Raw genomic sequence first — 11,920 nt, forward strand, 5'->3', positions numbered from 1 at the left:
TCCTTTCCTTCAGAATTAACAAGTATCAGTTTTTTTACAGGCAGTTTTGATTTTGAAGAACATGAGGAAGAAACAAGAATAAGAAAAATAAATAAAAATAAAAAAGATACTTTTTTCATACTACAGCGAATCAAGGAATTCATCACGGGCATTTTCCGCGGTTGTTTTTTGAACATTTGACGAATCTTTTTTGCTGTCAAAAACTTTTGCATCAACATATTTTAAAGTCAAAGGTTTTTCAAGGGACATAATAACGTTTCCGTCTTTCCAGACAGATTTTTTGGGTGAAAGTTCATCAGGATTGCCGTATTTCTCACATAATTTTGAAAAAATGGAATAATGGTCAATTTTACTGCGGTCAAGATTTAATGTGATTATGTAAAGTTTTTCATCTGCAAACTGAAACCAGCACCGCTCCAAAAAAGAATAACCTGACTGAGTAGCGTCCGTTTCGATTATAAACTGACCGTCGGAAGGAGAAAGAGAAACATCCCTGTCTCCCCGATAACCAAACTGATGATCTTTTTTAAGGGCTTCTTTTAATGAATCTACAGACATACCCAGTTTTGCAGCTGAATATCCGTTTGGAAGTGAAAAAGCAAGAAAATTTATAAAAAAAACTGCGGCAAAGGAAATTATATTTCTCATAATTTATAAAGTTCCGTTTGCTTTTGCTACCTGCTTCCGGTAAAAAGCAGCCTGTTTAAGAAGTTCGAGGCAGTCCGGTATAAAGATTTTACCTTTTTCGAGCTTAATAAGCGGGCTGTGTGTAAAATCATATATAGCACGGGCCTGTTCATCTTTTGTAAAACCGCACATTGTTGCGAGATCTTCTACAGTAAGATTTGTCTGATACTGAGTATTTTTTGAGATTACAATACGGTTTTTTTCTACCTGAAGGGCAAGCATATCTGTCATTTTTGCAAGATGATTTCCCGAAAGCAGTGTATTTGCAAGCTGACGGTGCATTGACCACAGGCGTTCTGCAAGGGTATTTGTTAACCGTGCAATCAACTGCGGCTGACTTGAAACCATCTGCTCAAAGTTTGATTTGTTGATTGTCATAAGCATGCAGTCTTCTTTTGCAATTGCAGAAGCAGAACGAGGTTTGTTTTCCAGCAAGGCCATTTCCCCGAACATATCACCCTTTTTAAGAACAGCAAGTGTAACTTCGGTGCCGTCAACAATTTTAGAAATTTTTACTGAGCCAGACTGAATTACAAACATATCAGCACCAGACTGTGACTCAGAGAAAATCATTGTATTAGCAGGATAACTTCGCAGCATATCCTGACTCGGTTCGATGTAAACAGCGTGTGTTCTTTTTTGTAAAACAGCAATTCGTTTGAGGGCTTTTTGTGCTAAAGGTCCATCCTTCTGAACTTTTAAATACTGATAATAAGCAAAAAAAGCTATATCAAACTGCTGCTGTCCGTCAAAATATTCTGCAACATTAAACATCTGTACAAAATTTTCTGAAGGAGCATTAGAAAGGGTCTGCTGCATAAGAGTTTCATTGAGAAGACGCATTCGCTGGGCAAATGTGCGGATAATCTTCATTGCAACAGGAGTATTTTTTTCGATTAATTCAATGTATTGATCGCGGCGTACAACAATACAGACAACGTCAGACATTGCAACGCAGGTTTCCATTTGAGGATGCTGCGACATACAGGCGATAACTCCGATGAAGTCACCCGGCCCCAGCACAGTTGGCTGACTTTTAGAAGTGGCAGAAGAAAGTTTTACATGACCGCTCTGGATAATGTAAAAAAGTTCAAAATCTTCTTTTCCTTCAACAAGAATATAATTATCTTTTCTAAAGTTTACAAATGATAACTGCAGCACTTTTAACTTCCGCCCTGAAAATCGCTTTTTAAAAATTATAACGCATAATCTAAAAGATGTCTTTACTTATTTTTCGACAAAAATAATTTCATTTTCAAGAAGAATTTCTTTTTTCTCAAGGACAATCTTTTTAATTTTTTCAACTAAATTTTTAATATCTTCTGCAGAAGCTTTTCTTTCAGGATTAATAATAAAATTCCCGTGCCATGGTGCAATTTGAGCACCTCCTGAAGACAAGCCTTTTAATCCGCATTCATCAATTAATTTTCCGGCAATTATTCCTTTATCTGCATCATTTTTAAAAACAGATCCGGCACTGGGTGAACGAAAATGTCCTTTTTCTTTTCTAAAAGCAAGGCATTTTTCTGAAAATGCTGAATCAAAACCGTTATGAATACAAAAAACAGCCGAAAGAATAATTTTTAACTGTGATATCTGATGATAATCTGAACACTGAAACGGCGATTTTTTATATCCCCAGTCAGAAGATTTTTTTTCATAGATGTGAAGCTGCATATCCTGCATATCAAAATACTCAGCAGAAACGAGATTGTCACAGGCGCTGAGATTAAAACATGTTGCATTCATGTATAAAGCACCGCCGCAGGTTCCGCTTAGCCCCGTAAAAGCTTCAAAACCGCCATAATTATGGTTTTTGCAGAAGGAAATTACAGAACCCCATGAAGCTCCGCATTCGATTTTTATTCTTTCAGAAGAATCAGAAGAAATTTTATTTATTTTTCTGGTAGATATTACAGTATCAAGTCCGTAACTGCTTATGATTACATTAGAACCGCCTCCAAGAATAAAAAAAGGCATTTTATTTTCTGTTAAGGTTTTTACAGCAAAAACAAGGCTTTCTGTATCTTCCGGTTCTAAAAACAAACCGGCTTTTCCGCCGACATTCATAGTTGTGTGAATGGAAAGAGATTCATTTTCCTTTATGCTTCCAGAAAATGACTTATTGTGAGTAAAAATCTTAAACGGTTCTGTATTATCTTTCATTTTTTTATGGCTGACCTTTAAAATCACATTCCTTTGCTTATCAGTGTATCAAGTACCGTAATAAATAAACCGGCCTTTTCATATGTTCTGTCAGCCACAAGAGGTACTGTTTCAAGGGTAGCATCTCCGAGCTTATATTGAATCTGACCGTATTGCTTTCCGGCCTGTACTTCTCCATAAAGAAATTTTGGAATATTCACTGTAATTTTGACATTTTTGGCATCATCTAAGGCTGTTTCTCCAATGATATGAGGTACTGTAATTGTATTTTTCCAGGCAGGAATAAGATTTACGAATTTTCCGTTAGTTTTTTTAGAAGCAAGAGATGCAACACTAAACGAAGAAGGAAGTTCTGCTTCAGGATTATAATCGGCAAAACTCTGGAAAGCCCACTCCATCATTTCAGTTCCATCATGAACACGGCCTGCATTTCCCTGCTTTGTTCCCGTTCCGCTTCCTTTCATTGTAACTGAGATAAATCTTACTCCGTTACGTTTAGCGGTAAGGGCAAGATTATAACGGCTTTCATAAATAAAACCGGTCTTAATTCCATCACAGCCTTCCAGAACACCTAAAAGAGGATTTGTATTTTTCTGATAAACTGCTTTCTGGTCACCGGATTTTTTTTGCCAGGACGGAAGGTTTTTTTCAAGAGGATATTTTATACTTGGTGCTGAATGAAACTCTTCAACAGCCTGCGGGAATTTTGATATATATTCCCTGCAGAAAGCTGCAAGTTCACGGGAAGTTGTCAAATTATTCTCATCGTAGCCGCTTGGTTCAACAAAATGTGTTTTATTAAGACCAAGGACTCTGCATTCTTCATTCATCCGCTCAACAAAAGCCTGTGTACTTCCGGAAATGTAATCTGCAACAGCCAATGCTGCATCGTTTCCTGAAGCTACGGCTAATCCCTTTAATAACTCACGCAAAGTCACTATCTGCCCCTGCCCTAAAAACATAAGTGAAGCATCAGAAGGAAGATTAACAGCCCAGCTTCGTTCAGGCAGAGTAACGACATCATCAAGTGAAATCTTTCCGGCAGCTACATCCTTAAAAACAATATACATAACAAATAATTTTGCAATTGAAGCAGGCGGTATTACTTCATCAGCATTTTTTTCAAAAAGAACGCAGCCGTTTGAAGCATCAATCAAAATTGCAGAACCAGCCCACACATCAAGATTTGCTTTTGTAACAGCATAAGGAAGTTCATGTAAGATTGAAGTACGCTGCTCTGAATAAAGAGAATCCAGCATGGAAGCAAGTTCATCTGACTGCTGGGGTGAAAGCGGCTTTATATTCTGCGGATTTTTAAAATCTGCCGAATAGGAAAGTAAAGAAATAAAAAGGACAGCAAGTACAAGCAGAGAAACGCAGAAAAGAATAAAATGTTTTGAAAAAGCAGAAAGCTTTTTTTGTTCATCTGAAGAAGGTTTATTAATAAAGTCTTCAGTTACATCGTAGTTTTCCATAAATGAAAGTATAGCAAAAACAGGCTTTTTTCAAAAGCATAAAAATGATAAAGTAAAAGCTGTGAAAAAATTTCTATTTTATGAAAAAAAAGAAAATTCTAATAAATTTCTCTACCTGATAATCTGTATCGGGCTTTTAGCCGGTCTTTTAATTAAATTATTCATCTTTGAAATTCTTACAGTTTCAGGCGATTCCATGACTCCCGCAATAAATAACGGAGAACATATTTTTGTAAACAAATTAAAATACGGACTGGTAAAACCTTATGGAGAAACCCTTCTTGTCCAGTGGAATAAACCAAAACGTGGAGATATTGTCATTTACCTGTATAATAACAAAATAGTCGTAAAAAGATGTTTGGCAATTAGCGGAGATTTGCTGGAATATTCCACTGATAATGACTATAATTATTTTCTGATGACCGGAAATCAAACAATAACTCTTTCGGAAAATCAGTATCTGAATCTAAAAGATTCCAGTGCTGTTCCAGAAGGTTATATTCTTGCCGTCGGAGATAATTATTCTGTTTCGGTAGACTCACGGACTTACGGTTTTGTGCCGGAACGAAATATTTTGGGAAAAGTTTTATGCAAATGAATAATCACATAAAAAAAGCTCCATTAATTTTTTTGATTATTGCCGCAATACTCTTTTCAGGCTATGTGATTATTGAATACGGAATTTTCGCCTTTACAGAACCGTCAGCATCATTTATTGAAAAATCCGAAATTCAGCGCGGCTCCATACTGGACAGAAACGGAAAAGCACTGGCGGTTCCGACAAGTTTTTATGATTTCGGCGTTTCCCCTCAGACAATTAAAAATAAATCGTTATTTTCAAAAATTATTTCTCCAATAATTAATGAATCAGACGCTTCAATTCTTGCAACACTTGAAAAATCAGAAAATGCAGCTTTTATTTACCTTAAGAAAAAAATTGATGCCGACACTTATGAAGAACTGCGTAAAGTGTGTGCTCACAATGGATTTTCTGCTGCTGTAAAATTTGACAAACTTTCAGGGCGTGTATATCCGGAAAACGAACTGGCTTCTCAACTGATTGGTTTTGTCGGCTACAAAGGTCAGGGCCTGGCCGGCATTGAATATTCCATGGAGTCAACACTTTTTCCGCCTCAGAAAGATGATGAAATTCCTGTACAGGGGAAAACAATATATCTGACAATCGATGCAAATTTACAGTCAAATCTTGAAAAAATTGCAAACGAAGCAATGATAACAACACAGGCAGAATCTATGATGCTGATTGCCGCAGAAGCAAAAACCGGCGAAATTCTTTCCTACATCAGTCTTCCATCTGCAAATCTGAATGATTTTTCAAGTGCTTCAAAAACCGAATTAAAAAGCAAACCGGCAACAGACAGTTATGAACCGGGTTCCGTTTTTAAAATTTTCTCCGTTGCGGCTTTTTTAGACACTAATTCAATTACTGCAAAAGATATTTTTCTTTGCGATGGAATTTATGAAAAACGGGTTCAGTCCGGAGAAAGAATCAGAATCACATGTCTTGATCACCATGGCTGGGAAACAGCCCGTGAAGCACTCAAATTTTCCTGTAACGATGCTCTTGCTCAAATGAGTGAAAAAATTGATTCTGAACCTTTTCTGTTAAAACTACATGCACTGGGATTTGGGGAAAAGCCGGGAACCGAACTCTCTGGCGAAACAGCCGGCTTAGTCAGAAATCCAAATGACAGATTCTGGTCTGCACGATCTAAACCTACAATTGCTATCGGGCAGGAAATTACCGTAAGCGCACTGCAAATGGTTCAGGCCGCAACAGCAATTGCAAATGGCGGTGTACCTGTTCAGCTCACATTTGTAAGCAAAGTTACTGATTATGAAGGTCATGAAGAATTTATTCATAAACCTGTATTAAAAGACAGAGTTTTCAAAAAAAATACAACTGACTATATTCTTGACTGCATGGAAACAGTTGCGACAAGCGGTACAGGTACAAGGGGTAAAATCAAAGGTATTTCGATGGGTATCAAAACAGGAACTGCTCAAATGGCAGACCCTGCAACAGGTGCCTACTCAAAAACCGACTATGTATCTAACTGTATGGCAATTTTTCCAATTGAAAACCCAGAGATAATTCTCTACATTGTTATCGAAAAAGCAAAAGGTGAACAATACGCAGGAAGAATTGTAGCCCCTGTTATCGGAAAAGCAGCAGATACAATCGTTGATCATTTAGGTATGAGCCGCGAAAATGCTTCAAGTCTTGCTCACTCCGGTTTAGTTTCAATTTCCGGGCCTAAACCTATAATTCTTGAAGAAACAGTTCCTGATTTTACAGGGGTTTCAAAAAGACAGCTTTTACCACTTCTTGAATATCAGAATATCCGCATAAAAATTAACGGCGATGGTTATGTTCAGTCACAAAACCCGCCTGCCGGCACACCGCTTTCGGAGAATATGGAAATTGAACTCTATCTGGAATAAAAATTTAATTTCCTTTATTGCTCGCTTTCCTGAACTGGCAAAAATGTTCTCATTAGAAAAAGAAAGTGATATTCCTGAAGGGCTTCCGCCGGATTTTCTTGCTCCACTTGAAATATTACTTTCAAAGCAGGGTGCTGTAACGGCAAAAGACGGCGGAAAATTTCTGCACTCATTTTATAATCCGCTTAGAGAAGCAGAACAGGCAGCCGTTTCTGCAAAGAACTCCTTAAAAGATACAGAATGTCACGGCTGTGCTTTTTTTTCAGCCGGTCTTGGATACACTGCCATTTCTTATGCAAAGCATTACCCTGAAGATACAATCATAATAATCGAAAGTGACCCGAGATATTTTTTTACCGCTCTTTCTCTTGTTGACTGGAGTGATATTTTTTCACATAAAAGCTGCATCATAGCGCTAGGAGCAGGGATTGATTTTGTTATACCGCTTATTGAAAATACAAGCGGATTAAAACACACTGCCATTTCAGAAAATTTAGCACAGTCCGCACATTCTGCAGATTATTATTCCGCTCTTCATCTGCTAATTGAACGGAATAAACGCAAAATCGAACTAAATGAATCCACTCTCGAAAAATTCTCAAAGCTCTGGATAAGAAATTCATGCAGGAATCTTCACTATCTTTCAGAATTAGACGGTATTTCTGTTTTTAAAGATAAATGCCCGGCTGACGTTCCCTGTGTAGTACTGGCAGCAGGTCCTACACTGCAGGAAGTTTTACCATACCTTGATAAAATTAAAAAACACGCCGTTTTAATTTGTGTTGACACTGCTTTGAGAGCAGTTTTAAAGACAAAAGTTGAACCAGATTTCATCGTTTTAACAGACCCGCAGTATTATGCATATCGTCACATTGCCGGACTTTCTTCCCCTTCAAGTATACTGATTACCGAAAGTGCCGCTTATCCGGCAGTTTTCAGGTTTAACTGCAGAAAAATAATTTTAATTTCTTCACTTTTTCCAATCGGAAAATACATTGAGTCCATAACAGGCAGCAAAGGAGAATTAGTCGCCGGAGGTTCAGTTTCAACGACTGCATGGGAAACAGCCCGCTTTATCGGAGCAAAAAAGATTTTCTGTGCAGGCCTTGATTTAGGATTTCCTGAATTCCAGACACATATAAAAGGCTCATCATTTGAAGAAAATATCCATACATTTTCAAACAGATTAAATACAGCGGAAGTTTTGGGGTCAAAAATTCTATTTGGAGCAGATATACAGCAGGCAGAAGCATATGACGGTACAAAAATCTTAACTGATACAAAAATGAAAATGTTTGCCTGGTGGTTTGAAAGCAAACAGGAAGAATATAAAAATTCGGTGAAATCTTACTCACTTTCATCAAAATCACTAAGAATCCCTGGCTTCGAAACAAAAACACTTCAGGAATTTCTTGAGCAGTGTGAAAAATCTAAAATTAAAGAGCATTTTCTTAAAGAAACAAAAAAACATTCACAAAATTCTGTTTCAAAAGATTATTATCAGGCTGTAGAAAATCTCAAAGCTGGACTAAAACAGCTTGATAAAATTATAAAAAGTGGAATTGAAACAGCTGAAAATGGACTAAAATCTCAAACCCCGCAAAAATCTCTTTTCGAATTAAAAAATATTGATTTTCAGATAAAAAATTCTGAGTTTTCAGAAATTCTCTCGCTTGTTTATCCAACAGAAAAAATTCTTAACAGATTACTCAAAACTCTTCCCCCAGTCACGGATGAAATAAAATCATCACTTTTGAAGTCCCGAACAGTTTATCAGGAATTAGCAGACGGTATAAAATTTTACCAGAAATATTTATAAAAAACTTTCTGATAACCTTCAGATTTTCCTAAAGTCTTACAGAAATTGTTCCGAAATTAATAATGTACCGTGCAGTACAGGATGTGCCTTTTTTTCAGGCAGAACATCCAGACACCCTGTATTGTTCAAATGAACTCGTCTTGTAGCTGTGAAATGCAGGCCGGGTAACATTTTTCGGTCTCCATGATTTTGAAAGACAAAGAGCGTGTAAGGCTTTTTGTCTTTTTTTATTTCATTTTGCCATTCTTTAAAGATTTTCAGAATTTGTGCCGATAATATGAATGGAGATTTCATAATGGTTTCTTTTCAAGTATCAGAATTAAATGAGGGTAAACGCTTCTCAAGCCGGGTTGTTCTCGATAAGCAATTTGTAGTTCTTGACAGTAATATTCCATTTTCCCGTCAGCTCCAGAACCGTCTCATCGAATGGGGATTCAAAGAAGTTTTCAGCGATGGAGAAGCAAAAATTGAAGAACCAGTTCAGACCAGGCAGAATTTTGAGTCTGTTGATTTAGATTTAGATGAACTAAATAATGAATTTGGCTCAAAATCTTCTGAACTTAATTCATCATTAAAAACAGTAATTGAAAAAGCAAATTCCAATATAAAAAATTTTCCAAACAAAGACAGAATGGAAGATGTAACTGAAGTTTATAATGAATTTATAAAATATACTCAGGCTGTCTTTACAAGATATGTAACTCATACCGAATTAAAACAAAATGAACTCTCTGATTCTATAAGATTATTAATTGAGTTTATACGCGCAAATAAAAAATTTATACTCAGAATTCAGCCGTCAGAAACCAGCCGGACCGACAAAAATTTTCTGATAAGTCACTGCTTACGTACAACTATATATTCAATAATAATTGCATTGCAAATCAATATGCCGGTTCCTAAAATTATTGAACTTGGAATTGCAGCACTGATTCATGAAATCGGTCAGATAAAACTTCCCCCACAGTTATACCTGACAGACAGACCTCTTCTGCCACAGGCAAGAAATTTGCTTGCAACCCACACAGTTTTAGGATTTAACATTTTAAAAGAAAGCAACTTTCCTCTTTCAATTCAGCTTGGTGTACTTGAACATCATGAAAGAGAAAACGGACAGGGCTATCCAAGAAAACTTACGGGAAACAAAATTTCTGCATACGGAAAGATTCTTTCAGTAGCCTGCAGTTATGAAGCAATTACAGCTCCACGACAGTATAAAGAAGCAAGAACAACATTCGAAGCAACACTAGAAATGCTTAAAAATGAAAATAAACAGTACGATGATACTGTGATTAAAGCTCTGGTTTCTGCTGTCTCATTATTTCCTATAGGAAGCTATGTCTATCTGGCAAATGGAAAGGTTGCACAGGTAACAGAAAGCAATCCAAATGATCCAAGGCTTCCAATTGTCGAACTTATAACCGAAAAAAATGAACTTGGAAAACCAAAAGTAATAATGACAGATACAGAAAAATACAGAATTGCCAGAGTTCTTAATAAAGAAGAACTGAAAGGTTTACTGGCTTATTTAAAATAATTTCTGTTAATTAAAGAAAGCTCTGATTCGTTCCGCTTCAGTACGGAATTCTTCATCCAGCCGGGGTGGATTTTTTGTAAAGTACAGAATCTGCTGCAGTTCATCCAGATTTCTGGCTCCCCACAACGGCACTACATTTTCAAAAGGTAAAAAATAGCCAAGCGCAAGCGGTAGATTTGTGAGAACGCCACCGCACAAGGGGCGCATCGCAATAAAACCAATGTCCTTTTCATAAAAGCGGCGGGTAAGATTTTCAATTTCATTTGTACAGAGCATGTTGAAAGGAAACTGTATCGTCTCCCAGCCTGCATCAGAATACAAAACACGCTCTGCTATATCAGCTGATTCACTAACTATGCCAAAATGCCTGATTACGCCCGAAGATTTCAATTCAATCAGCTTTTCAAGGATTTCACTTCCGTCATTGATTTTTGGAAGCACTTCCGGATTTTCCAGCTGATATAAATCAATATAACTTGTTCCCAGCGTCCGGAGACTTACATCCACATCAATTGCAAGTTCTCCACCATTTCGTGGAGAACTTTTTGTGGCGATAATTACATTCTCACGCACATCAGAAATTGCTGAACCAAGACGGCGTTCACTTTCAGGAGCACGGGTTGAAGTGTCAAAAAAGTTTACACCATCTTCGTAAGCCATACGAACCATCTGAAATGCCTCATCGGGGTCACTAATTTTTTCGAGTGCCTGGGCACCAAAAGCCGTGCGAGAGACGAGAAGATTAGATTTACCCAATGCTACATATTCCATTATCGTTCTACAGGTTTGTAGTTTTTAATGGCAGCCGTGAGGAATGCGTGAAGGTCTTCGATTTTTACGCGCTCCTGGGCCATGCTGTCGCGGAATCGGACTGTAACTGTGCCGAAGTTATTGTTTACTGAACCGTCATCGTTCTTTTCGTTGATTGTATCGTAATCAACAGTAACGCAGAACGGAGTTCCGACTTCATCCTGACGGCGGTAGCGTTTTCCGACAGTGCCGCTCAAATCATAGTCAGTTACGAAATCTTCTTTGAGGGCATGCTGGATTTCCTTTGCTTTTTCTGCAAGTCCGTCTTTTTTCATCAAAGGAAGAACTGCAACTGTGATTGGAGCTAATTTCGGATGAAGATGCAAAACTGTGCGGTAATCATCTTTTCCGTCTTTTCCGACATTTTCTTCTTCGTAAGCTTCACAGAGGAACATGAGGAAGTTGCGGTTAAGACCTGCAGAAGTTTCGATTACGTAAGGAATGAACTTTTTGTTTCCGTCTTCCTGATCGATGTAGCTCATGTCCTTTTTAGAATATTCCTGATGCTGGCTCAAATCGAAGTCAGTACGGCTGTGGATACCCTCAACCTCTTCAAAGCCAATCGGGAAGTTGTATGTTACGTCGTAAGCGTCTTTTGCGTAGTGAGCAAGCTTGTCGTGGTGATGCCACTTTAAGTTCTTTTCAGAAATACCGTATTTGAGATAGAAATTCCAGCGGTCTTTTCTCCAGCGCTCGAAGGTTTCGTCTTCAGTGCCCGGTTTACAGAAATATTCCATTTCCATCTGCTCAAATTCGCAGGTACGGAAAATGAAGTTCTTGAAGATGATTTCGTTTCGGAATGATTTACCGACCTGAGCAACACCGAATGGAACCTTCATGCGGTTTGACTGAACAATGCTCTTGAAGTCAGTGAAAATACCCTGACAGGTTTCCGGGCGCAGGTAGATGAGGTGGCTTTCGTCTGCGATTGGTCCCTGATATGTTTTGAACATAAGGTTG

11 protein-coding genes are annotated in these 11,920 nt (G+C 37.7%); 4 read left to right on the plus strand and 7 right to left on the minus strand.

Annotation, left to right across the window (positions count from 1 at the left end; translation table 11 throughout):
- Positions 1 to 120: 120 nt before the first annotated feature.
- The 4 genes from ACKI5B_RS01125 to ACKI5B_RS01140 all read right to left on the minus strand — a co-directional run bounded on the left by ACKI5B_RS01125 (position 121) and on the right by ACKI5B_RS01140 (position 4,328).
- Positions 121 to 648 carry a hypothetical protein gene (locus ACKI5B_RS01125; RefSeq protein WP_407425111.1) on the minus strand — a complete coding sequence of 176 codons (528 nt, stop codon included), beginning with the start codon at positions 646 to 648 and terminating at the stop codon, positions 121 to 123.
- A gap of 3 nt (positions 649 to 651) precedes the next feature.
- Entirely contained in the window at positions 652 to 1,848 is a 1,197-nt protein-coding gene (locus tag ACKI5B_RS01130; RefSeq protein ID WP_407425112.1) for a Crp/Fnr family transcriptional regulator, read from the minus strand.
- A gap of 66 nt (positions 1,849 to 1,914) precedes the next feature.
- Positions 1,915 to 2,853 (minus strand): UDP-N-acetylmuramate dehydrogenase, encoded by a 939-nt coding sequence (gene murB, locus ACKI5B_RS01135; RefSeq protein ID WP_407425113.1) that lies wholly within the window; start codon positions 2,851 to 2,853, stop codon positions 1,915 to 1,917.
- 23 nt (positions 2,854 to 2,876) lie between these two features.
- Positions 2,877 to 4,328, minus strand: a complete 1,452-nt coding sequence (locus ACKI5B_RS01140) for a D-alanyl-D-alanine carboxypeptidase family protein (protein ID WP_407425114.1) — start codon at positions 4,326 to 4,328, stop codon at positions 2,877 to 2,879.
- Positions 4,329 to 4,389: 61 nt separating this feature from the next.
- Here ACKI5B_RS01140 and lepB point away from each other — a divergent pair, with 61 nt between their 5' ends.
- From lepB to ACKI5B_RS01155, 3 genes are read left to right on the plus strand one after another with little or no spacing between them, the layout of a single operon-like run.
- A complete protein-coding gene (gene lepB / locus ACKI5B_RS01145; protein WP_407425115.1) occupies positions 4,390 to 4,926 on the plus strand; it encodes a signal peptidase I in 537 nt (178 codons plus the stop codon).
- Positions 4,917 to 6,794, plus strand: a complete 1,878-nt coding sequence (locus tag ACKI5B_RS01150) for a penicillin-binding protein (RefSeq protein WP_407425116.1) — start codon at positions 4,917 to 4,919, stop codon at positions 6,792 to 6,794. The genes lepB and ACKI5B_RS01150 overlap by 10 nt, the downstream gene beginning before the upstream one ends.
- Before the next feature lie 43 nt (positions 6,795 to 6,837).
- Complete coding sequence (locus ACKI5B_RS01155) at positions 6,838 to 8,613, plus strand: motility associated factor glycosyltransferase family protein (RefSeq protein WP_407425117.1); 1,776 nt, start codon at positions 6,838 to 6,840, stop codon at positions 8,611 to 8,613.
- 36 nt (positions 8,614 to 8,649) lie between these two features.
- Here the strand turns inward: ACKI5B_RS01155 and ACKI5B_RS01160 are convergent, their stop codons facing one another.
- Entirely contained in the window at positions 8,650 to 8,907 is a 258-nt protein-coding gene (locus ACKI5B_RS01160) for a hypothetical protein (protein WP_407425118.1), read from the minus strand.
- 1 nt (position 8,908) lies between these two features.
- On the opposite strand from ACKI5B_RS01160, the gene ACKI5B_RS01165 reads away from it, so the two are divergent.
- Positions 8,909 to 10,150 (plus strand): HD-GYP domain-containing protein, encoded by a 1,242-nt coding sequence (locus tag ACKI5B_RS01165; RefSeq protein ID WP_407425119.1) that lies wholly within the window; start codon positions 8,909 to 8,911, stop codon positions 10,148 to 10,150.
- Positions 10,151 to 10,156: 6 nt separating this feature from the next.
- Here ACKI5B_RS01165 and ACKI5B_RS01170 read toward each other — a convergent pair whose 3' ends face one another.
- Positions 10,157 to 10,921, minus strand: coding sequence for an aldo/keto reductase (locus ACKI5B_RS01170; RefSeq protein WP_407425120.1), 765 nt, complete (start codon positions 10,919 to 10,921; stop codon positions 10,157 to 10,159).
- Positions 10,921 to 11,920 (minus strand): glycine--tRNA ligase (locus tag ACKI5B_RS01175; RefSeq protein WP_407425121.1); only part of this gene is annotated, 1,000 nt, incomplete at its 5' end. The genes ACKI5B_RS01175 and ACKI5B_RS01170, both read right to left, overlap by 1 nt.

The organism is Treponema sp. (assembly GCF_045657965.1).
Classification (GTDB): Bacteria; Spirochaetota; Spirochaetia; order Treponematales; family Treponemataceae; genus Treponema_D.

Coding starts and splice junctions, on each gene's coding strand:
- ACKI5B_RS01160 (WP_407425118.1), bottom strand. CDS start 8,907: ATGAAATCTCCATTCATATTATCGGCACAAATTCTGAAAATCTTTAAA.
- ACKI5B_RS01125 (WP_407425111.1), bottom strand. CDS start 648: ATGAGAAATATAATTTCCTTTGCCGCAGTTTTTTTTATAAATTTTCTT.
- ACKI5B_RS01165 (WP_407425119.1), top strand. CDS start 8,909: ATGGTTTCTTTTCAAGTATCAGAATTAAATGAGGGTAAACGCTTCTCA.
- murB (WP_407425113.1), bottom strand. CDS start 2,853: ATGAAAGATAATACAGAACCGTTTAAGATTTTTACTCACAATAAGTCA.
- ACKI5B_RS01155 (WP_407425117.1), top strand. CDS start 6,838: ATGTTCTCATTAGAAAAAGAAAGTGATATTCCTGAAGGGCTTCCGCCG.
- ACKI5B_RS01150 (WP_407425116.1), top strand. CDS start 4,917: ATGCAAATGAATAATCACATAAAAAAAGCTCCATTAATTTTTTTGATT.
- ACKI5B_RS01170 (WP_407425120.1), bottom strand. CDS start 10,921: ATGGAATATGTAGCATTGGGTAAATCTAATCTTCTCGTCTCTCGCACG.
- ACKI5B_RS01140 (WP_407425114.1), bottom strand. CDS start 4,328: ATGGAAAACTACGATGTAACTGAAGACTTTATTAATAAACCTTCTTCA.